General features: G+C 35.3%; 21 protein-coding genes and 2 pseudogenes. All 23 read right to left on the bottom strand.

The features are described from left to right. Position 1 precedes the first annotated feature (1 nt). Positions 2 to 1,108 carry a CHAP domain-containing protein gene (locus HMPREF9182_RS02625; RefSeq protein WP_009754766.1) on the bottom strand — a complete coding sequence of 369 codons (1,107 nt, stop codon included), beginning with the start codon at positions 1,106 to 1,108 and terminating at the stop codon, positions 2 to 4. Beyond that, positions 1,105 to 3,240: a putative membrane protein gene (locus HMPREF9182_RS09570; RefSeq protein ID WP_009754308.1), complete on the bottom strand. Its 2,136-nt coding sequence runs from the start codon at positions 3,238 to 3,240 to the stop codon at positions 1,105 to 1,107. The genes HMPREF9182_RS02625 and HMPREF9182_RS09570 overlap by 4 nt, the downstream gene beginning before the upstream one ends. Positions 3,241 to 3,251: 11 nt before the next feature. Beyond that, positions 3,252 to 5,765: an ATP-binding protein gene (locus HMPREF9182_RS02635; protein WP_037602597.1), complete on the bottom strand. Its 2,514-nt coding sequence runs from the start codon at positions 5,763 to 5,765 to the stop codon at positions 3,252 to 3,254. Between the two features lie 70 nt (positions 5,766 to 5,835). Then, positions 5,836 to 6,248 (bottom strand): annotated as a pseudogene (locus HMPREF9182_RS02640) (conjugal transfer protein). Between the two features lie 5 nt (positions 6,249 to 6,253). Further along, a complete protein-coding gene (locus HMPREF9182_RS02645; protein WP_009443445.1) occupies positions 6,254 to 6,478 on the bottom strand; it encodes a hypothetical protein in 225 nt (74 codons plus the stop codon). Between the two features lie 12 nt (positions 6,479 to 6,490). After that, complete coding sequence (locus HMPREF9182_RS02650; RefSeq protein ID WP_009443580.1) at positions 6,491 to 7,462, bottom strand: conjugal transfer protein; 972 nt, start codon at positions 7,460 to 7,462, stop codon at positions 6,491 to 6,493. Between the two features lie 60 nt (positions 7,463 to 7,522). After that, on the bottom strand, positions 7,523 to 8,002 hold the full coding sequence (locus tag HMPREF9182_RS02655) for a hypothetical protein (RefSeq protein ID WP_037602600.1): 480 nt from the start codon (positions 8,000 to 8,002) through the stop codon (positions 7,523 to 7,525). A gap of 25 nt (positions 8,003 to 8,027) precedes the next feature. Next, positions 8,028 to 8,261: a hypothetical protein gene (locus HMPREF9182_RS02660; RefSeq protein WP_009443787.1), complete on the bottom strand. Its 234-nt coding sequence runs from the start codon at positions 8,259 to 8,261 to the stop codon at positions 8,028 to 8,030. Between the two features lie 53 nt (positions 8,262 to 8,314). After that, positions 8,315 to 8,917, bottom strand: coding sequence for a hypothetical protein (locus HMPREF9182_RS02665; protein WP_009444014.1), 603 nt, complete (start codon positions 8,915 to 8,917; stop codon positions 8,315 to 8,317). A 42-nt stretch (positions 8,918 to 8,959) separates the two neighbouring features. Continuing rightward, a complete protein-coding gene (locus HMPREF9182_RS02670) occupies positions 8,960 to 9,202 on the bottom strand; it encodes a hypothetical protein (RefSeq protein ID WP_009754816.1) in 243 nt (80 codons plus the stop codon). Between the two features lie 11 nt (positions 9,203 to 9,213). Continuing rightward, a complete protein-coding gene (locus tag HMPREF9182_RS02675; protein WP_009443293.1) occupies positions 9,214 to 9,552 on the bottom strand; it encodes a hypothetical protein in 339 nt (112 codons plus the stop codon). A gap of 78 nt (positions 9,553 to 9,630) precedes the next feature. Next, on the bottom strand, positions 9,631 to 9,885 hold the full coding sequence (locus HMPREF9182_RS02680) for a Txe/YoeB family addiction module toxin (protein WP_009443657.1): 255 nt from the start codon (positions 9,883 to 9,885) through the stop codon (positions 9,631 to 9,633). Next, on the bottom strand, positions 9,878 to 10,144 hold the full coding sequence (locus tag HMPREF9182_RS02685; RefSeq protein WP_009754888.1) for a type II toxin-antitoxin system Phd/YefM family antitoxin: 267 nt from the start codon (positions 10,142 to 10,144) through the stop codon (positions 9,878 to 9,880). The genes HMPREF9182_RS02680 and HMPREF9182_RS02685 overlap by 8 nt, the downstream gene beginning before the upstream one ends. A gap of 101 nt (positions 10,145 to 10,245) precedes the next feature. Continuing rightward, on the bottom strand, positions 10,246 to 10,536 hold the full coding sequence (locus tag HMPREF9182_RS02690) for a hypothetical protein (RefSeq protein ID WP_009443896.1): 291 nt from the start codon (positions 10,534 to 10,536) through the stop codon (positions 10,246 to 10,248). A gap of 95 nt (positions 10,537 to 10,631) precedes the next feature. Continuing rightward, positions 10,632 to 11,015, bottom strand: coding sequence for a hypothetical protein (locus HMPREF9182_RS02695; protein WP_009443899.1), 384 nt, complete (start codon positions 11,013 to 11,015; stop codon positions 10,632 to 10,634). A gap of 2 nt (positions 11,016 to 11,017) precedes the next feature. Next, the gene (locus HMPREF9182_RS02700) at positions 11,018 to 12,295 is read right to left on the bottom strand and encodes a replication initiation factor domain-containing protein (protein ID WP_009755097.1); all 1,278 of its coding nucleotides are present in this window, start codon (positions 12,293 to 12,295) and stop codon (positions 11,018 to 11,020) included. A 280-nt stretch (positions 12,296 to 12,575) separates the two neighbouring features. After that, positions 12,576 to 14,297, bottom strand: a pseudogene (locus HMPREF9182_RS02705) (FtsK/SpoIIIE domain-containing protein). A 20-nt stretch (positions 14,298 to 14,317) separates the two neighbouring features. Then, positions 14,318 to 14,794 (bottom strand): hypothetical protein, encoded by a 477-nt coding sequence (locus HMPREF9182_RS02710; RefSeq protein ID WP_009754488.1) that lies wholly within the window; start codon positions 14,792 to 14,794, stop codon positions 14,318 to 14,320. Then, positions 14,794 to 15,102 carry a hypothetical protein gene (locus HMPREF9182_RS02715; RefSeq protein WP_009443583.1) on the bottom strand — a complete coding sequence of 103 codons (309 nt, stop codon included), beginning with the start codon at positions 15,100 to 15,102 and terminating at the stop codon, positions 14,794 to 14,796. Before HMPREF9182_RS02715 ends, HMPREF9182_RS02710 begins: the two co-directional genes overlap by 1 nt. Before the next feature lie 100 nt (positions 15,103 to 15,202). Then, positions 15,203 to 18,391, bottom strand: coding sequence for an SspB-related isopeptide-forming adhesin (locus HMPREF9182_RS09575; RefSeq protein ID WP_009754230.1), 3,189 nt, complete (start codon positions 18,389 to 18,391; stop codon positions 15,203 to 15,205). Between the two features lie 129 nt (positions 18,392 to 18,520). Continuing rightward, positions 18,521 to 20,947: an SEC10/PgrA surface exclusion domain-containing protein gene (locus tag HMPREF9182_RS02725; RefSeq protein ID WP_009443250.1), complete on the bottom strand. Its 2,427-nt coding sequence runs from the start codon at positions 20,945 to 20,947 to the stop codon at positions 18,521 to 18,523. A 785-nt stretch (positions 20,948 to 21,732) separates the two neighbouring features. Beyond that, a complete protein-coding gene (locus HMPREF9182_RS02735) occupies positions 21,733 to 22,299 on the bottom strand; it encodes a hypothetical protein (RefSeq protein WP_009754966.1) in 567 nt (188 codons plus the stop codon). Positions 22,300 to 22,304: 5 nt separating this feature from the next. Next, a complete protein-coding gene (locus HMPREF9182_RS02740) occupies positions 22,305 to 22,661 on the bottom strand; it encodes a helix-turn-helix domain-containing protein (RefSeq protein WP_083819038.1) in 357 nt (118 codons plus the stop codon). Between the last annotated feature and the right edge of the window lie 609 nt (positions 22,662 to 23,270).

Here is a 23,270-nt window from a genome sequence, read left to right on the forward strand (position 1 = left end):
TTTATTTTCCTTTCCGCACAATACTTGATAGCATGCTATCAGAAATCGTAATTTCATGATATTGAACTGTTGATGGATTCTGGTCATAAATCATAACTCTATTTTTAGATAAAACCTGACCTACAACAGCTGTATGACCATATGTCGCATCTACTTTATAGCCAATACCAGCCGAGTAATCTGCACCACGTTTCCAGTTGATAATATCTCCAGACTTAACTTGAGAAGCTTTAGGATTAATAATCGCTGTCCACCCGAAAGAAGCCCAATCATAGTCAGTACCAATATCCGCTGCTGCAATCTTCCCTGATCCTCGCAACATCGGTCCTCCTAATTGCTGAGCATAAAATGCTGGAACCATATAGCATTGACCACCCCACAAAGAAGTATTCAAGGTAGCATCCAAAATCGCTAACTTACCTCCACCTGGCCGTGCAGAAGAACCATAGCCTCTAGGTGGTTTAGGAGTTCCACCATGCTCATCAATATATTTATCTAGCGCTTCCATCACTTTAGCACGAGCCTTACCAGTACCTGAAGTATCAGTATAGTAGACACCTGCTCCAGCTGGTAACGTCCCATTCTTATATTCCTCAGCACGTTTATCCAGTATCTGCAAAGTCGAATTACCTAAACGCTCAATTTGATGCTCTCTAAAATCCTTAAAAGCCCTTTCTGGTGGCCAATTTCTTCCCTGATTCGGATCATTATCCACACAACCATAGCCCCAGATATTGGCTTCTGGATAATCCTTTGCTACTCCAGCCGTACCATAAGAGCTTTCCATTTGAGCAAAAGCAACTAAGACACGTACATCAATACCACTTTGAGCTTGCGCCTTCAAAAAGGCTTCTCCACTTGCTCGACCAACAGGCTCATATCCCTGGCTCTTGATAAAACCATCAATCTGCTTAGCTGTAATACCGTAGCGTTGTGCTAAAAAATGATGAGTGTAAGCATCCTTTCCACTCCAATGCTCCACATACACCACACCATTCACATTAGATTCCGCAGAAGCACTACCAGAAGAGGCTGCCATAGCTAATACCAAAATAAGAATGACTGGAATGAATAAAATAACTGCACATCCAATTCCTATTTTTTTCATACTTCACCTCTCAATTCTGCCAATTTCTTCTTGATAGATTCCTCTCTTTGCATATTAGCTCGTAAACGTTGCTCTTTTCTTCTAGAGCTGTTAAAGCCTCGAACAAAAGCATTTGAACCTTGTCCCTCAAAATATGACTGCTCATTCCGATATACTTCTAATTGTTCCTGTAAACGATCTGCCCTTTTCTCTTGTCGCTTAGTAAGCGGACGAGGTTTCTTTTCTACTATTGATTCTGATTCAAAAGAAGGTTCTTGCTTATACTGAATCTGCTCACCCTCATGAGGCAATTCCTCTTGAATAGGCAAATTCTGATCGAATCTCACCTCTTCTTGAATTGGTGAATACTGTTCAAATTGTACTTCTCCTTCCTGAATCAAAGGCGAGTCAATAGATAAATCATTTTCGTGATAAGGGTCTAACATTAAAGAATCAGCCTCAAAATCTATTTGCGGTTCTTCATAAGAAGAAGGTTCAAACGACTGATAAGTAGGCTTTAAATTCGTTCCACTATCGAAATTTTGCAATTCTTCATTTTTCTTAAATTCTGGAGATTCAAAGTCATAATCAAGGCTTTCTTGATTTTCAAATGATGGCTTCTCTGTCATCACGTCTTGTTTAAAGTTATCTGGTAAATCTTGTGTCACGGCATCTTCTTTCACTAATTCATCTTCCATCGAAAATGTGACATCTTTCATCATAGCCATATCTTTCACGCTATCTACCGCATCATCCCGATAGTCACGTATACCATTTACAAGACCGCCCGAAAGTAAACCTGCTGAATAAAGAGTAAAATCTCCCATACGCTGTGCCATCTCAAAAGCATTTTGACGCATTTCTTCAGACGGCATATTAAATCGATTACCAAAAGTATCAATCGCCATACTAGCTTGATGACCAAAAATCAAATTGATCAATGTAGCTTTAAATTTCCACAAACCAACATAGACCATACAAGACACTGCTACACTTAATAACAAGCTAAAACCTTCAGAAAAACTCTCTAAAAAAGCCATCTTAGATAAAATTGCAACGGCTGGTTCTGCTATAACAATCGAAATCATTCGCTCAATCAAAAATACTGCTAACAACAGAGCCGAAATAGAGGATGGCAAAACAGAGCCTATCATGATCGTTTTAACCAAACCAAAAATCACATGTTGAAAATTTGGCACGAATGATAATAACAAGGCTAACGGCACTAAGAACATCAAGCCTAAAACAACTACTTGAGCTAATAGACTAAGAAGTTGCACAAATAGAATTGGTAAAGCCAAAATAAAGGCCTTGATTATCATAAACAAAATATAAAAGATTCTAGCGGGCACATAATCTAAAACAGCTGAGTTCCAGCGATTTCTTTCTTCTCCAGAATCAGCATTATGTCCATACCATTCTAATTTGTCTGTCCTCACTTTCGACTTAGATGGCTTAAAAGAATCTCCTTCTTTCTTACCTAAAATTTCCGAATCATCATAAGTTTCTAACTTCCCAGACTGACTATTCTTAAATTGACCATCGACTCGACCTGTATTTACAAAGAGATAAGCTCGATAGGAAGTATCTGCCACGTAAGTCTTTGAAAAGTCCTGATCAACCGAAATACTTTGACCATTGACTTCTACTTTGACACTTGAAATCAGCGAAACCGTCTCCTTGGAAAAATCCCGAATACCTTTCAAAACGTAAACACCGCCACCAGTAGACCCCACAACTCCAAAATAAGCAAAAGCAATCGTTACAACTGCTAAGAAATGAAAAAGCTTTTGAGCAAAACGACCAGGTTGCGCTAAATATTGGTAAAGCAAGTAAAGTAGCGAAAGAGTGATTAAAAAGTAAACTACTGAAAATCCGTCTTTACCAGACATGAAGTTAGTCCACATACTTTTTGTAGCTTTATAAACAGAAGATTCATAAGTCCCAACCAAATCAATCGACTCTAAAAGCTGCATTAAGATAGAAAAGAATCCAACAATCATATTCAAAATGAAAAATGGAATGTTGACAAAAATATCATTGATAACAGCATAAATACCATGATCTAAACTACCTGTCGGCTCCATATATGATTTCAAAGAGAAGATATCAACGCCAGAAATTTTACTATACATTTCTTGTAAACTTTTCATATCTCTCCCTCCTATGAAGCGTATTTGTTTTCTAAATTACTTGAAACAGTTGATTTCATTGGTTTAAGTAGAGTATCAATATCTGTATGAACCGTATGAACGCTAATCATATTTAAATTACCATAGACATCTTTATAGAGACACTGACCCGAAATCATATTAGAAAGCCATTCCATATTACCTTCATTAACTTCTAAACCAACATGTCGAAGGATTTCTTCTCGTTCCACTTCGTTATTAAAAGCGAATAAAGTTCCAAAGCCCGTTGCGTCATCTTCACTTTTAGCATCATTTACGGACTGTGTAATCAGTCCTAAGATATTGCTATAGTGACGACCAATACGCTTCATATTCTCGATGATAGCTCGACCCTCAACACTTTCCATCAAGATCCAAGCCTCATCAAACAATTCAATCGTATCTTCATACTGATCTCGCTCCCCAAAACGGGTGCAAAAAGCTCCTAAAGCAAACATAAGAGCAATCGAATTTCTTTGATGATCACTCATCTTGATTTCTTGCTTGTCTTGACTAGATTTTGGCAAAGCCAGGTCTGAAACCTCTAAAATCGTTACACGTTTATCATACGAAAGACCTTGAACATCCCCATCTGAAAATGCAAGCTCTAAAATAGAGTTCTTAATTACCGAAGCTAAATAGCGTCCCAAAGAAGCAATCTCTTTTTCTTCACTATTGACCATAATTTCAATAATCTGATTAAAACCGACAACCTCACCATTCAATCTACGATTGACAACTAAATCAACTGTTTCTCCAATTGCAGTCTCTTGATCTAAAGTCACATCTTTATCATTCAGCAAATAGCTAAGGATATTCTTAGCTGTACTAATAGCATCATTCTTAGCCAAAATCACAATCGGATCTAGTACACCTTTGTTAGATTCATCTGTACTATCCAACGTCACAAAATTAAATTGCTCAATTTGTTTCTTTCGTTTTGGATAACGCTTGGCAAATTCTGGATCATTAATCTTTGCTTCATAGTGCTTGCGAATTGCTCTTTTCGGATCAATATAAAGCAATTTAGTATTTTCCATCGATGTCAATAGAAATATCAACTGACCCAAATAAGATTTCCCTTCACCCGTCGCACCCGTAATGATAAAATGAGGATTCTTTGTCTGTTTGCCCTCAATCTCTTCTTTGTTTCCCACAGTCGCATTAAACAATACGATATTTCGAGACCCTCTAACCGCCTCACCAATCGAATCCCAACGTGTAAATTTATTATCAACACGACCAATATAATGACCAATCCTATTCCCTGAAAAAGTAGTGGTAAACGGCATGAGTTCCGCAAAACCTTTGCCAATCACTAAGTGATTCCACTTCCTGGTCGTGTTATCTAAATCCCTTCCATATAGTAGAGATTGAAAAAGATAAGGAGTATCTTGACTTGCTTCATGAACTTCTACTTTCATATCTCCAAACGTATTCAGAATCATTTGTCTTCGTTGTCTCAACTGAGTTAGACTAGACCCTGCAACTATAAAATACGAACCAAACTCAATCAAATCTTGATTACCACCTACCTGCTTCATCAAATCCTTCAAAGACTGATTCCCAAGAATAATTTCGTTCTGTTGCGTCGTATTGGTTGAATGAGCTTCTTTCATAATATTCAAGTAACGAATATTCGAACGTCCCATCGTACCTTTTATCGAATTACTATCAATAAATTCACACTTAATATTTAATCCCACAGGAAAGTTAAAGCGTTGAGCAATTTCACCCAAATGAAAACTATTGATAATTGTAGGAGTTTTTCCAACTGGTAAGATAGACAAAAAAGAAGAGCCATACGGACTCTCCAATTTCAAAAAACCACCCGCTAAACTACGAATCAATGTATCTGTCACATTGTATTTTGATCGATTAGCAATTACTTCTTCCTTAAAATGAGGAATATAGCGCAAAAATTGCATACGTTGATAATAAAACATAGCTTCATCTGTCAAGCGTTTCCCTCGAAAACTTCTCAACGATTGATAAATCGAAGCCTCTTGTTCTTCATAGGTTTGATACCAATTATCTTTTAAAGCTATTTCATATCCAAAACCATGTGCAACAGACTTTGATACGCTATCTAGCTTATCTAAAACCAACTGCTGCAAACTTCTATTTGCTCCATTCTTACTCAATCTGACACCAATCAACCAATCATATTGATAAGGTATCTCCATCTCATCAGTCAACTTCTCAACAGTCTCATTCAAAGAATCCAGACCAATTTCTAAACTATCTTCTGCTAAAGCCTCGCTAAAATCTCTCATCTTTTCCTCAAGCAAAAAATCTTTCGGAATCAATGCCAATTCAAAATTCTTATTTAAAGATAATTTTTTAATTAATTTCTCCACATTCTGCTTATGTTTAGACTTTGTGTTATCATCCGTTATCGTAATTGGAATAGCTGGAATACGATAAAAAGCCATTACATAACCATCCTTGCGCAACATCAAATTTTCATAAGTTGCTGCAACAGGATATTCTAAAATATTAGCCATCTTTCCCTCTCTTTTTTTTTATTTTTATGGAGCGTTTTACGCTCTATATCATAATAGGCTTTGACACCTATTACAATTTAGTTGGTTCAAAGACCAATTCTTCAAAAGTATCTATCCTAGACTCCTGATAAATAGCTTTTTTATTCAAAACAAAAGCAAAGAAATAACGTATATAATCCGATAGAAATACATTCATTTTTTCCCTTGTGGCTCATACTCAGAATAGAATTTTGCTAACCGTGTTGGTAGATACCAATACAATGTTAAAGAAATTGAACTAATCCGATACAGAAAAGCCATAACTGAAGAAAAAACGGTCATCATCAAGATAAATGTGATAATTCCCACTACAAAATAAGAAAGCTGAATAGGAACTGAAAAACTCCAGATTGTTTTTTCTCCATGCTTTGTTTTGACCCTTATCTCTTGAATCCAGTAAGGAGCATTTAACCCTCTGGCATAATCATAGATAAAATCATTCATGACTATCACCCATTATTAAAGCCAAAGAAACCTAGTACTTTCCATACAACTTCCGTCACAACTCCTTGCTTACCTGTCGCAAAAGCAACAATCAATGTATAGAGAACAAGAATACCTAAAATCTCCATCCATTTACTATCCCGCCACTTTTTCATCAATAGCACAATTCCCATAAATGAAACAACTGTGACAAGGTCACTTCCCATAAATTCTTTTAAACCACTAAACATTTTTTTCCTCCATTAATTCTTATAATATTGATAAAATTCATCTACATACCAACCACTACTTTGTTTTGACAAATACAAGGTAAAGCGCTCAGTATGCACTGCCCCTGTTGAAATATTTTCAAAATCAACTGACACTTGTACAGCAGTCTTACCCTCTGTCTTGTAAAATACGGCTGAACTATCATTTACTGTCTGAACTTTATACTTTCCACCCATAAAAGCTGGTTTCTTCATCAACAATGTCAAATCTTTTTCTTCGCTCAAAGCATACTTTTCAAAGAAAATTGGTAAAAAATCTTTGAGCGATTTAACTGTCTTTTCATCTAATTTTTCTATATCGTTACTATTCAATATTTCAAAAGCTTTAGATTTTCCAAGCAAATCATCTTCCTTCACAAAATAAGGCGTACTGACAATCGCAAGCAAACCATCATTCATTTTAAAAGGTATAGCTAAAACCGATATTTCTGTTACCTTATTTTCTCCTTCTCCAGATTCATATTGCACCTTAACTTTCGCAACTTTATAATCGACATATTCTTCTATTGCAATCAATCCTTGGCTTAACAAAGTTCGTGGTGCTTTCAACTCATCACGATAAGAATTAGTATTAAACGAATAATAATTTTCCAAATCTTTCAATCTAGTAGCTGAACCTTCTGAAGTATAATTGATATACGTACGAATAAAACCAGCCATATATTGTCTAACCTTAGAAACATCTAATGTCTGCTGTTTATTTGGAATATCAACAATTGTACTATCCAACTTTTTGACTTGAGCCTTCAGGCTATCTACTTGTGTTGACATACCAATAGATCTTAAAAGACCAAATAAACCAACCGAAAAGAATACTATCAATAGGCCATAAGCAACAACATTAACCGTGCTAGATTTCACCTGTTTTACTTTCGGTAGTTTCTTTACTTCTTTTTTTCTCGAAAAGCGAGATAAATAACTTTTGATACTTTTAATAATCTTCACCTATTCAATCCTTTCTTTTAAATTTGTCTATTACAATAGACATTTCAAAAATTGGCTGTTCTAATAGACATAATCAACGTCTACATAAAAGCCCCGTGATGTATTCAGCACCACCCCCTTATCAATATAAACTTGTACAAAAGTAACCCAATTAGTAACTTGGTAGAAAAAATCAATAACTAAATCCATTTCCCTACCTCTCATTAACCTTTTCATCAGTTCTTTTTCATCTTTCGTAGAAAAAATATAATGTGATTTCATAATTTCAAGTACTGATTTATGTCTCTCAAGCAAATGCCTGACAACAAAATCATCACCATCATATAGTTCTAATATGACCTTCTTTAAAAGATAAGCTTCTTCCAAAGAAAGAATCGTATCAATTTCCCAATCAGAAAAGCCACAAATAAAAAAGGATTCATCGTTGAACCCTCTTTCACTCATTCGTTGTCTAATCTGATCTTCAGAAAATTTCATCAAATCCAGTTCACATAACAATCTGGATTGACCGTCTTCATACACTCGTATATTTGCAAGCATCTTACTGTGTTCCTACTTCCTTTCATCAATAATCCTCTACTTGCCTATTTAACTGCTCCAGATCCTCTACTGTAAAATAACCAAAGCCAATAAAAGCTGAACCCTGATATTCCACAACTTCAATCTGTTCTTCATACGATCCCTGCAGACCTATTCTAGTTAGTTGACCAAAATAAAGAGGAAGACCAAACCAAGCCTTCCTTCCATTTTCTGGATTTCTAATTAAAACTTTTGAACTACCCATATACTTACTTACCATTTCTTTTCTTCTAAAATATAAAAAACACTTATCACAAAAATGACAAGTGCCTTTTATTGGTTTTCAAACTCTGACAACTCATTTTGGATTCTTTTTAAGATACTCTGAATCTCTTCAGTTTCTCTATATCCTTCAAAATTCGCTAATTGTTGCTCAAACCTATTAATAGCATTATACAACTTAGGTAACTCAGTGTTATCTTTTAACTGCGCCAATTCTTGATTTTTCAATTTTAAATCAGCTAATTCTGAACTCAACTGTGCATTTTGTAAAACAACTTCTTTCATCATATCCATTGTTTCCAAAATCTCTTTAGCACGAGTACTATTTTGATACAATTTCTCACGAGCCATTTTTTCAAACTTCATTTCATCAGAAATATACTCTGTATCTTTCTTGATGGATTGATGTTCATTAGACAACCCACGATGTTCCTTAGATAATGAATCATGCTCTTTCGATAGTGCATCATATTCTTTCGATAATGCGTCATGCTCCTTAGATAATGCGTCATGCTCTTTCGATAACAACTTAAATTCTGATAATAGAATACTATTATCTCTAGACAACTTTACCAAAGTTCTAAGAACCGTTGCAGCAACAGTTACTATTCCCCCCAAAGTAACCCAATCCATAATAGAATATTCTCCTAACATTTTTCTCCTTTCTATATTATCATAAATTCTACTGATTCACTATCAACGATTTCCTAAAATTTCATTATGTAAGGCAATCATGTTTGCGAGACTGGGGCGATAACCATATTTCTTCAGACAATCATAATAGCTCCAGTCAATAATCTCATAGTCACCTGCAGACCATTTTATTCCTAACACCCTCAACGGTTCAGCCTTAAAGGAAGATGTCGGAACTTTAAGACGACTATTCCCGACAGGTAAACGCTGTAAAGCTTGATTCGGTATATTTTCAAATCTATCCATAGTTACCTTCTTTACACAAACACATGCCATTCTTTATCTGCATATCCTAAGAAACTGTAAGAATCATTGATTCGTTCCTCAATTTCTTCTCTATTCGCTTCAATCCACTCTTCCAAACGTTCCTCTTCAAGAAGTTCTTGATACTCCTGGCTGGACAACATGTTAATAGTATCTATCAATAGTTCTTTACTATCATAAGACACATAATGATTGACCCACATATCATCTGGATTCCCATTACCGTATTGTTCCACTTCCCAACCATCAAAATATTCATCTACTGCATCTTGAATAGATTCTGGCAAACTCAAAAATCCTTTACCATACAAATAATCACTACAAATATCCATGTAGCTATTATAACTTACCTTTACTGCCTTTTTTCCTTTCTAAAAGAAAAAGAGTAGCCAAATCCTGACTACTCTACTCTATTTATAATGATCTCTAAAAGAGAGAAAATAAATTTCATCTTCTTTGACCATGTATATTAGACGATGCTCGTCTGTAATCCTACGTGACCAAGCACCTGCATATTGATATTTCAAAGGTTCTGGTTTCCCTATACCTTCAAATGGTTGACGTTTAATCTCCTCTATTAGACGATTGATCCGCTTTAAAATCTTTCTATCTTCTTGCTGCCAAGATAAATAATCTTCCCAGGCTTCATCTGTAAAATTAATCATCTTCCACCTCGATCAAATCGTGAGTAGAGAACAATCCTTTTCTTACCTGTTCCATACCAGACAACACCTTATCAGAAAGATAATCATTACTCATCAAGCGAATAGTTTCCTGAATACTATCCCAGTTATCTTTAGACAATACAACTATATCTTCTTCAGGATTTTTGTTCACAACCATTAAAGGTTCATATTCATCATTGACCTTTTTCATGTATTCTTTTAAGTTATTTCTAAAATTAGAATAAACTACCGCTTCCATAGTATTACCATCCTCTTTTATGTAATATCATAATTATATCACTTTATAAGTTGTTGTACAAGTTTTTGAACAAGTTTTCAACAATAAAACAGACTTTTTTACTAGTTAGCATAATCCGAAAACATTTGACCACGTTTACGTAATACACCTTGATATTTACGCATTTCACCGTTCGCCCACCAATATTTCTTCAACTGCTCTTTAATTCCTTCAATACTAGTTTCTTTAAGCTCTTTGCCAGTTAAATTATCAATTTCTTCACTTTTCAATAGATTATTCAACTTATTTGCTACATCAAACGCCTCTTCAAATTTATTTGCTTGTAACAGTTCACCTAATTCTTGAGAAGTACCTTTTATTTTTTTCACAAATGCTTTTGTTGTTTCAGCCATCTTTATTTCTCCATTTTCTTTGTTATTTTTTATATTTGTAGCTCATTGATATTCAATGGCTATGTCGGCGAACGAATTAATCTCATTTTTCTACCTCAGCGATAAACTCTCAAACGTTTTAGTAAATTGTATTTATAAATCATTAACGAAAGAAAAGCCACCTTTTCTTCGTCTGAAGAAGCCATTAAACTTTTCTTCCACGAAGATCGTTTCTCTGAAACTAACTCTGAAAGCATATCATTATATTCTGAAAGTGACTTATTATAGACAACTTTCACATTTTTATCATTATGATAAGCAAAAGAATACATCTTACTACGCAACGTTATTAATTGTTGACGCTTTTGAAATAGCACTCCCAAATTAATTTCAGGTTGATAAAAATAGTTATCTGGAATTTTTGAAACAACATCATCAATAACATAGTCTAGCTTATCAATATGCTCAACTAGATAAGATTCAATCGCTTTAGCTTTCATCTCTAACAAACCTCCAATTTAAGCAACTCTTCCTCGCTTTTAGTAAAAGCATTAAGTCGCAATGTATCTAGTGTTTTCTTAGCTTTATCACTTAACTCACCAGAATCAATGATCATCTGCAAGTATTGAGTGTTCATCACTTTATCTGCTTCATCTACTAAAGCCAAGCTATCTGCAACCTGGTGCAAAAGCCATTTGATAGTACGACCAATATTATAAGGTTCAGGTTGCACTGAAAGAGTGATCGGATCTACACCACCAAACAACAATTGCCATTTTTTATCTGGAAGAAACGCCCCATAACTATTCTTTTCATCATAGACCTGCATCTCCTTATTAATAATACCCTTTGCTATTTCAGCTAAATCAATGCCACAAACATATTCTTCAATCGCTTTATTAGCCTTTTCTTGTGCAAATCGCAACTCATAACGATTCCAAATGCCAAATATTTCCAAAGCCTCAACTAAACTAATATTCTCTTTCTTAGCTAATTCATAGCGTTTTTCGTAAAAATTAAAATACAAATTGCTTTGACGACTGCCAAAATACAACGAAATGCCCTGACTAGCCTCCTCTTTCTCATGATCGTTTTTAAAATTTAGGCCTCCACCTCCAACATGATTCCAAGTCTTCAATTTATCAAACACGACTTCATTATGATATACCTTAGCAATCATATCCGATAACAGAAAATGTTCATCTTCTTTATCATGACCTCGATACATCTCATCCATAGCTATATCAAGCCTGGTCACTTTCATATCTTTACGCTCAAAGTACATTTTGGATAACAAATCATGCCAGGTCAATCCTCTATTTTCTAAAATCAATTCCATTTGTCGACAGCCTTGACCCGAAAGCTGAACTGTTATCTGGTAATTGTCTGTCAAGTTCTTATCGATGTAATCAAAAATCCAAATATCACCTCTACGCCAGAGATGATTGTAAGCCATCAATTTTGTATCTTCTGAGATAAATTCCTTCAACTCACACAAAAGATAAGTTTCACAAAAATAAGCTAGATCCCGAACATCTTTAAATGTGATACGTAAATAATCAATCATCACTCGCAAAGTATTTTGAGAATCAACCAGATAACCTAATTTTTCTTTTATCTCTCTAAAACATGAGGATGTTAAACCTCTTTGATTATTTTCATACGCACGTAAACTACGAACATTTATATCAACCATTTCTGAAAACTGTTTTTGTGTCAAACCCGTTGTTTTTCGTAGCCTTTTTAAATGGCTACCATCAATTAGTCGTTTTTTTGCCATTTTTACCTTTCTAGTGACACGCTTTTTTTGCCAAAATGACACACTTTTTAAAACTCGAAAACCCTTGAGCCACCTAGTGTTAGGGGAGTTTTATGAGGCGTTTTTCTCATTTCTCACCCCCCTATTAGGTATAGGGGGTTCGCATTTTTGATAACCCTCCTGAAACAGGCATGAATAGTCGGTGTAGACGGGATAGACGGCCTGGGCTACGCCCAGGCCTATCCCTACACCTATCCATGCCTGTTTCAGAAGAGCCACCAAAATGGTTTCTCTACCACTATTACCCGAAATAGTCAGACAATAGTTCTTTCCAAGTTCCAGAATATTCTTCCTTCTTCTCGAATAAACGCTCTATTAATTGCACATCTTCTACAGAAAATAAAATCTCCCCTTCCTCACGGATAAAACTTCGATAGTTATTTTCTTCCAACATAGCTACTAATTTTACAAGTTGAGCAAGGCTCTTCCCTAAATCTTTAGAAAATTCCTTTGCCCCAATCATTTGTTCTTCTTCCATTACTAATTCTTCCATTTCTTCAATATCAATATCCTCAAGATCAACTGTTTGATGTGCAGAGGCATTTTCTGCAAATTGTCTTAACAATTCATTATTTAAAATATCAGTTGAAACATTACTATTTTCTAATGGGTCAAATTGATTGGTATGACGCTCAAGCTTAGAAAACTCATCAAAAAATGAAAATTTCTTGGTCAATAATGGTGAATAAAATTCCCTTGCCACTTCACCATAAACACCAGCATACCCTCGACCATAAACTCTACGTCCACCTAAATATTTTAAGTATTTAAATTCTTTATTGCGATTCTCTGGACCAAATAAAATATCATAGCCCGTCTCATCTAAACGACCAACAGAAATCCTAAAGTTAATATTTGCCTGAAGCTTAGAACCTAAATCTTCACGAGATGGTTTTTGCATCGCCAATATGCCAAAACAGCCTGCTTGACGCCCTAAAAGTAAAAACTGACCTATCGCATTATCCACCCGTTCTCGATCCTTAAAAGAAAGCATCGACATTAACGCATTATATTCGTCAGATACAAAGAAATACGGTTCTAAACCATATTCGTAAAACTTTTTCATATCTTTATGGCCTAAACGCTTCATTTCAGAACGCATAAAGTCATATCTAGCCATCATAATCACTACTGCATTTTCAAAACGAGATACAATATCTGATATTTCAAAAAAAACTCGACCTTCAAAAGCAGTAATATCTAACATCGTGACAAAATCAGCACGCTTCGGATCACAAATATCTACTACCCCTACCTTAGACAGAGCTAAAATAAGAGACTAAAGTAATACTGTTTTACCACCACCAGTTCCACCAGCTACGAGCAAATGTGGGTCACTAATAAAATCCCAATAGAACCCCTTCATCAACTCTACACCTTTTTCTTTATCCCAAGAAACATCTGGTACAGTAATACGATTCAAATAAGCAGAATAAGCCAATTTATAAACCTTATAATTCGGTTCGTCCAAAGTCTCTTTGAAATCCATAAAAAATGTATCTTCTAAAGCACCACCAATCTTCTTAAACTTATCTTGAAACTTATTTCCAGCCATCTTAAAATGAACAGACAATTCATATTTCCCCTGTTGTAAATAAATCTTAGGAAATTTCACAGACTGACCCGAACCGCCTTGTTTTTTCTTCTCATAAACAAATTTATTTTCGTATAAGAAAAAAGACAATCGTCCTAAACGTTCCAATTTTTTAAAAAATGGTGTCGCTTCCTGAAGAAACCAGGTTAAATAAATAGAAGAAACCAACGATAGCAAAAACAAAAAAAGCCCTAAACCTATCGTAAAATAGTCTAAGGCTTGAATTTGTTCTAAATTAACATAAATATATAAAGCAAATCCAACTAAAAATGGAAAAAATAAACAAGAAAATAGAATATAATTCATGAATCGCATATAAGGACGAACCCTTATACCACGATATTGAGGCAATAAACGTACAGAAGCCATTCTATACCTCCTTCATACTATTATCCTTTATGATCTTGTTTTTCTTTGTTTTCATTTGGTTTAGCTGTTACTTGTGGTTGTCCGCCACCTTTCTTCGCAATCTTAGAAGCAAAAATTTTGTAATTATCATTTCCATTAATAGAAGAATAAGCAACCACAACATCTGATAATTCAACCTCATCACGATATTGCAATCCTAAAGCCTCAATATCAGATTGTAACATGTCAATAATGGTTACAAAGACGGTTTGACCTTGCGCAGATGATTTAACACTCACCTCAATACCACGAATTTCCCCAGTTGGAATTTGAGGATATGTCCCATCAGCATTACGTGCTTGACTTGTATCATCTTCATAAATAATATCTTGTCGCTCAATTTTACCAAATTTTAGATTCCCCAAAATAGCCTCTAAATCAAGCGCTTCACTTACAATACGATACTTCTTATCTACAATTTGAAGTTTATCTCCAAACTCTAATCCAACTTTTGCCATTAATTATTTCCTCCTTTAACAACTTTAAGCCCTGTCGCAAAAACATTCAACGCTGGTGCAACACTTCGTCCATTAACTGCATAATCTGGATAAAATACAGGATTTTCAATTTCAACCAATGCATCTTCTGGATATACTTCTGCAGTAGCAGGTGTAATCACATGAAAGACCCCGTGTTTTTGACTACTCAAAATATGACGTTGATAAGTCCCAGGTTTACCCATCACTGTTCTTGGTGCATTCCCTAATGTTTCATAAAATGCTTGCCCAATAAATTCAGGCTTCATTTTTAAAGTTTCAGATTTCATAAAAATACCTCTTTTTTCTATTTTTCATTATAAAAACAGCTCTAAGTTCTCACTCTTTTAGTCTAAGACAAGGAAAGTGCTGTTAAACTTACCTAAAAAACTAATTTTCTTCTTTCTTCAAACCAAATACACCTAAAGCAGAAACTAAAAGAATACCCAAAACAGAAAGTCCTGTTGATTGATTACTTCCTGTTTCTGGAAGTTTTGGTTTCGGTGTTTCTGGTTTTGGTGGTTCATCTTTCCGTGGCTCTTCTGGTTTAGGTGGTGTATTAGTTTCTACTACATTTGATTTAGTGGTCACACCATTGACAATTTCATCAAATTGATTGATGGTTTTACCTGGTGCAATTTGCTTAACATAAGCATAGCCCTCTACGCCAAATTCACCTGCTGGAGAGACTTTCGCCAAGAAAATTTTATCAAAGCTATAAGTCACTGTATGAGTGACTTTATCATAAACAGATTTTACATACTGAGTCAACTCTTCGCCCTTTTTGATAATCGTATTATCAGAAAGTTTGAAATCCACAACCGCAAAGAACTGGAATTTATTTTGATACTCCACTTTTTTGTCAAAATGATCTACATAAACCAAACTATCAAGCACCTTAGATCGATTAGCTGGAAAATGAGTTGATTTCAACTGATAAGTAAATTCTGTATCAAGCGGAATCGTTTGACCATTAATAGACTTCTTAGTTTGTGCCTCCTGGATTGACTTAGCCACATCCTTTTTCGGTTCTGGTTTAAGAATATCATTAATGACTGGCTCGCCATAATAGCCATTGTTATAATCCACTTGGTAAACACTATTAATGTATTGACCCGTTACATCTGTTTTATTTTGCATAGGCAAGTCAAAGACAATATTAGTGCCTGTCTGATTGTATTTAGCTAGGTGTTCCGCAGAATTTTCCGCTACCCACATCAAGAAATTGCCTTTTGGTTTAATGCCTGTTAAGCCTAACACTTTTCTAACAATTTCATCTTGTGCTTGACCCGATAATACATGATACAATTTCAAGCCATTTACCGTCTTACCTTGAGCATCCTTGATAGTAAATTGATCAACCAACGGTGTAACCTTGCTTTCATCATAATCATCAATATAAGCCTGAATTGTTTTCTCAGCTTCTTTTGTGATCATCATATTTCTATAAGGTGTTTTCTTCCAAAGTGATTTATAATGATTGATTTCACCTTGTAAGGTTGTCTTGCCATCAATGATTTCCCCCTTATCATTGTGATTGTGTTTTTCTGGACGTATTCTATCCCGATTTGGATTATTTGGGTCATCTGGTTTCTCAGGATCTTCCTTACCAGGCGTCTTAATCACAACCTTATTTGAAGTCTTTGTGACATTATCTTTCGGGTCTTTACCTGTTAATTCCAGGTTAAAGACATTAATGTAAGTAGCCGCATCATTCTGTGGCGCAAAGTAAATCTTAACAGGTTTAAAATTAAAGGCTTTCATCTTATCTGCATTGAGAGACTTGATAAGATTATCTTTAAAATTGATAACCGTTTTACCTGACTTATCAATCGCAATACTGTAGTCTGTATTAGCCTGATTGGTTCGCTCTACATCGACCTTCAAACCATTTGGTAAATTATCAACCAAACGACCTGCCGTGTATTCTGGCCGATTTGCAGGAAGTGGATTAATGTTCAAATGATAAACATTATTCGAGTTCTTCACCACGTATTGACCATTGACATCAGTTCCATCAGAATTGACCACTGCCTTCGAAATACCTGGTATACGTTTCACCTGAAGGGGATTGACCGTGGTTTTTAGTTTCACATCATGTACGGTAGTTGCCACCTGAAACTTTGGTACAGTAACTTTTTCAGTCGCTGGTTTTGGTAGCTGTGGCAATGTTGGAACAGGTGGAATCTTTGATAATGGCGGTAAAACATCATTGTTATTAGTGAAGCGTATAGCTCCCCAACCATGTGTATCATGAATCCAATCATCATGAATTTTGATGAAATTGATATAACCAGAAGAAGAATGAGGCGCAATTCTACGATGAATATTTAAAGGAACAGTCTTATTAATAGTCTCCGTGAAACTATTAGCCCCATGATGAGGTTTTACATAAATGAGATTGCCTGTTACTTGATCAAAGATTTTAAAGGAAATATCCTGATTAACCGCTTCGTTATCCTTTGTTTTATTATAAACATAAGTATTGAGATACATACTAATCAATTCAACATCGATAGAGCCATCTTCATTAACACTATAACGATAATTGAGTCCACCCGTTAAAGTACCATTCCCAATCACACCAACACCATCAACCAAATCATGTGTAAATGTAAATCGATTACCAGAAATACTTCCACGCATAAATGAATGACCATATTCATCGTTTTGAGTGTCTTGTGTTTTAGTGGCTATATCAACTGCTACACGATTAAAAGCTGATTGACGTTCTCTTTCAACTTGAGCTTTCTTTGCGATCGCTGCATTGTACCTTGATAACGCTTCCTGATATTCACGTTCCTTCTTAGACTTCTCTTTTAAATATGCTGCTTGGGTTGACTGACTCTTTTTAACAACCCCATTCACCTTATTGATCGTAACCTGAATTTTAGCAGAGAGTTCTTCTTTTTTAACTATCTCAGTTGCACCTTGCTCAACCGTTACACCAGCTTTCTTAGCTTCATTTGATGCAATATTTACTTGTTGATTAGCCTTATCTTGTTCAGACTTAGCTTGGTTGACTTGGTTCTTTTGAGCATCCAGGTCTTTTTTGGCTTCTTCCAGATTTGCGTATTCTTTGGTGCCTGATTTAGTCACTTTTAGCCCCGCTTTTTCAGCAGTAGCCATCGTTTCAGCAACACTAGCTTTAACGTCGTTTTGCACCTTGGTTGTTTGTTCAACCTTAGCTTTCTGATCCAAAAACTTGTTTTCTGCTTCCTTATCACTTAAGACTGTTTCCATAGCCCCTTGTTCAACCGTTACGCCCGCTTTTTTAGCCTCTTCAACAGCCTTGTTTAAGTTCGTATCAGAAACAGGTGTCGTCATGTTACCAATACTTTTATTTTCATTAGCAATAGCCTGCTTTTGATCTTCTGTCGCTTCAGCTTGTGCACCTGGTAAATTAGTTGCTGGATTCGGTGTTGTATTCTCAACAGCTACTGGAGCTGAGGAGGTCGTCTTTTCATCTGCGCTAGCTACTTGAGAGCCTAATACAATCAGAGCCGTACCTAGCACTGCTCCACAAAGTGTTTTAAAAGCTTTAGATTTTCTAAAGCCATATCTTATTTCTTTTTTCAATCTTTTTACTCCATTCTATGTAAACTTCACTATGTATGTTATATTGTATTTTCCTAAAGAGTGAGTGAGCACTCTTAGGAATAAAAAAAGAAGGCGCTCTAGCCTTCTGTAAATATAAAATCATCTATACTAATACTCCTTATTTCTCATGTTTTTTATTTGAAAAAGTAAACTAAACGCTCCCACAATCATGCCATAAATAGCAAAGAGGCTCATGCTTTGGCCTGTTTTTGGCAAAGCTTTTGCGACTGGTTTAACAACCAACGGTGTAGCTTTCTTCCCATCCACATAACCAGTGATTTCTCCTTTAGCATTCACAACTGGCACTGGCTCACCACCTGCTTGTTTGATAGCTTGGTATTGTTTGGCAAGCTCCGCCTGACGCTCTGCTTCCAGGTATTCCTGGTAAGCTTTTACAACCTTAGCATTTTGAAAAGCTACTTCTTTTTGAGTGGCTTTTAATTCATCTAATTTTTTAATTTCTGCCTTCAAGATTGCTGTCTTTTCAGCCAAAACTTTTTCAGCTTCAGCTAAAATTTTTGGTGCATTCTTCAAATCAACTACTCGTTTTTCAGATGAAGTTAAAATGTTTTGTGCTTGTGTCAAATCCGCTTGAGCTACCTGTACGCCTTTTTGAGCCGCTACAACTTCCGATTCCTTAGCAGTTAATACCTCTTGTTCTGCTTTCAGAGTTGTATTTAGCGTAGCCAATTCTGCCTCTTTAGTCTTCAATACGGCTTGAGCGTCAGCTAGATTGGCTTGTTTAGCTTTAATATCCGCATTCAGTTCTTTGACCGCTTTGTTTGCTTTGGCAAGAGTTGATTCATCAAGCGCTAATTTATCTTGAACAGATTTTAAATTTGCTTGAGCCGTCGGTGTTTGTAAAGCTTGATTTTTAATACTATCACGTTTAGTCGTTGCTTGAGTAAGGTTAGCGGATACTGTATTAAAGGCTGTTTGAGCATTAGTTTTAGCCGCTTGAGCTGTATCATTGCTTGCGATTGCTGTATCATAATTGCTTTGAGCGACTTGTTGCTTAGTTAAGAGCCATTCACTGTTATAAGGATTCTCAATAGCGGTTTTAGAAAAGTTAGTAGATTGTGCAGTCAGTTGAGAGGTTTTCACATTCAGAAGATGTAATCCTGAATGACCATTGACATAACTGAAAGCTAATCCCATATAGGAAGCACTATCATCTTTCGTACCTAACACATCATTTGCATGATCCCATTCTAGGTATTCGTCTCCTGCTGGGAAAAGAAAGCGTAAGAGTGATTGATAGACTTGCTCTTTTAATTGAGCCTTAGTAGAGCTATTCCCATGAATCCCAGACCAATCTTCGTAGAAGTTGCCTTCAGTATCAGAATCTTTTAAGTGATATTCTTTGGCGACTTTGGTCAAGCCTTTTTCATTGTGACCACCTTTCGTCCAAGCGTCCCAGTTGTCTGCGACGGTTTGCTTCACAACATTTTCCGCAAACTCAATACTTGATTTAGTCACACTAGTTAACGGTGTTCCTACTTGCTTACGAGCTTGATTAATCAAGTCTGATGCAAATTGGGATAGATCTTCTAAGACATCTGATGGTACTTCATTTAAAGTATAAGTCTTTGTATTGTCATCACTTGGATTAGACTTGTATTGATGAGCTTTACGTAACTTTTCACTTTCTTTTGCAAGTGTTGCCTGGTCATTCTTTTTAAGTGCCTCAATATAAGCAGGAGATAAAGTCAGCTGGTTAAGATATTTCACGGCATTGTCTGCTTGTGTTTTTGCTTCAGTCGCTGTCTTTAAAGTTGCTTCTGTTTGAACTGAAACTTTCATCTTTTCAGCAAGAATCGCTTCTTTTTCTGTCTGCTCATTTTTAAGAGATACAACTTCTTTTTCTGCACTTGCTAAAGCAAGTTCTCGTTCCCGATCAGCTTTTTTGGCTACTTCCAAAGAGGCTTGTGCCATAGCAACCATCTTCTTATCTTCTTCTACAGTATCTTTTGCATTCTTTTGATTATCCAAAACTTGTTTAGCGCCTGTACCGTTTAAAATTGCTTCTTTTTCAGCAACAGTCTTTTTAGCTTCCGCAACTTCTACATCTTTTGCTTGAACTACTGCTTTAGCTTTGTCTGTTTTCCTAGTTTGTTCAGCTTGATCAGCTTTTGCCTTCGCTTCAACAGCTTGTTTTTCTTTCAACGTCGCTTCTGCTTTAGCTTGTGCTGTTTGGTTAGCTACCACCTTTTCTTCCGCATTTTTAATCGCTTCAGGAGTTGCCTCTTGGACTAATTTATCGGCAACAGCTTTAGTGTCTTGAGCCTTGTTAGCATCAACTGTGGCTTGTCCAACCACTTTGTTTTGTGATTCTACAGCTTGATTAGCTTGAGCTAATTCAGCGTTTGAGCGATCAAAATCTTCTTTAGTCACCGTTTTTGTAACGGATAACTGATTCTCGTAAGTCTGACTAGAGACCTGCACTTCGTCCGCTTGAACTTGATTTACCAAAGTTACACTAGCTGTTACAGCCGCTGTTGCAAGTAATGTTTTTTCATAAATAATACTCCTCATTTCATTATTTCTTTTTAAAATTTAACTCTTCCATTCTCGACACCTTAGAAGAAAGACGTATCAAAGAATAAATAACAAACATTGTCATTAAAACAATAACAATAAAAAATAAATAAAATATCATATACTCCTTAACCTTTTTTATAAATAAAGATCTCTATCTGCTTAATCTATAATTTCTTATATATATCCATTATCCTTTTAGTGTAACTTCTACGATAACCCGAACAAGAAACACCATACAACTTTAAATAATTACGATAAAGATATTCAATCCTTTCTATTGATTCAATACATAGCTGTTTTAAATATTTCCGATCACTACGATAAATCAAAAAAGAAAACTGAAAATTATTCCAAGTTCTCTTAAACTCATATTCAAAAAAATCATCTTTTTGTGTCATATCAATTAAATCACCTATACTCTCTCCTTCTAAAAAACAATTCCAATAAAATTCAATATTCTATTACTAAATCACATTTCATTCTGTCCAAGTAATAACTCGATTCCAGCGACCACTACCACTTATTATATAATGATAAATAGCATTCTGAACCTGACCTTCAGCAATTAAAAACGAACCATCTTGAAAACGATATCATCAACAAATTTAAATCCTTGACAAGAAATGTCTCCGTCGTTTTTGCAACTGAGTTTTTTTATTGGTTTACTGAATGGATTTTGTCTTACTCTAAACCGTCTGCACATAGTTTGCTTGAATGCAGTAAACCTCAACAACCTTATTCAAATTATTGAGCCTAATTGTTATGGAATACTAAAAGTCTTAATCTAAAATATCATACACCTTGAGAAAATTATCATAGGATACTGGATAAAACTCACCCCTAACTCCTCTTACTACAACCTCTCCAGAGAATAAACGCTCAATACCTTCTAAGGTGTTTATTTCAAGAAACCCTTGTTTTTTTATAGATTCTACTAATTCGTCCCTCTGTAGTTCCTCTAAAGGAGTAGTAACAAAATACCCCAAAAAATCAAGCACTTCAATAATACTTTTAGTATTATCTATATCCATCTTAATAAAGTCGACCTCGTATACCCTTTTTTCAAAGGTATTTACAGTCCCTTTTACACGATTGTACGTTTGCAAAAAAATATCAGAGTCTATTGACCAAAAACAACCATCTGTATTATCCTCACGAATAACCCAATTACCTTTAGGTAAGGAAATTTCTCCTCTTTGTTTTGCAATGTAGATTGTCCCATCAGACTCATCATACCTAACAGGTTCTTTTTCATTAGTTCTTAAAAGTTTTAAGAACTCTTCCAAAATAATATTATCGTTATACTGTACAGCGAAAACTTCGATTGGTTTTTTTCGTGCTTTCATTTTAATTACCTTTCTAACATACCTCTAAGCAAATTTTCTACATCTGTTTTTAAAACATACTTCACCTTGTCATTATCAGAAACCTGGATTCTATCTTCATAAGATTGACGATCATAAATCTCTTTAATAATTCCATGAGCAAGCTTGTTATTATAACCAAGAGAAACTAAATCTTGATAATCATATACCAAAGATCTATCTGTATAGTGTTTTTCTTGTTTTACTAAATCAACTCCAGCCAAATAATCCAACGTACATCCAAAATATTCTGCTAGTTGAATCAACTTTTCTAAATCTGGGATTCTCTCTCCAGACTCGTAACGAGCGTAAGCCCTTGGCTGAATATCCAAAAAACTTGCTATTTCTTCTTTTGTTTTTTATTTTCTTCTCTCAATACAATTAAGCGTTTAGCTAACTTATTCATACCTTCTTTTCCTTTTTTATTTATTATTAGCTTCTATAAAACAACCTATTGTTAGCTTCTATTCTCTTATAGAAACTAATAATAAGAGTTGCTTATAGACAAGGACGAAACCTCATGTGTCTACGACAACTTCATTATCAATTTCATGTAAACAAAAAAGCTATTCAAATAAAAAATTGAATAGCTCAGTTATTATTTTCTTATGTATGCTCGTATCTTCGCATACTGGCTTTTCGTTACACTTCACAGCGTTACTACTCGCCTCGGATAAGTCACGGAATTCCCCTTCGGTCAAGAAACTTCCTCCCTCACCTTATCCATTAGCTAGATTGAAAATCAATCTAACACACCGCCCACAGCGCCACGTCTTTCAACGTGCTGTCTCCACCCGCTAGGTTATTCACCATCATAGCTTCATAGGTAGCAGTTCTAGTTTTTGGCTCTACACAGGTTAACTAGCATAAACCTTAGTACTTCATATATAGATTTATTGTAATCTAAGATTGTAACTCAATACAATTTTTGATACAATATCATTGATAAATTT

Origin of the sequence: Streptococcus sp. oral taxon 056 str. F0418 (genome assembly GCF_000220065.1) — a bacterium.
GTDB lineage: Bacteria > Bacillota > Bacilli > Lactobacillales > Streptococcaceae > Streptococcus.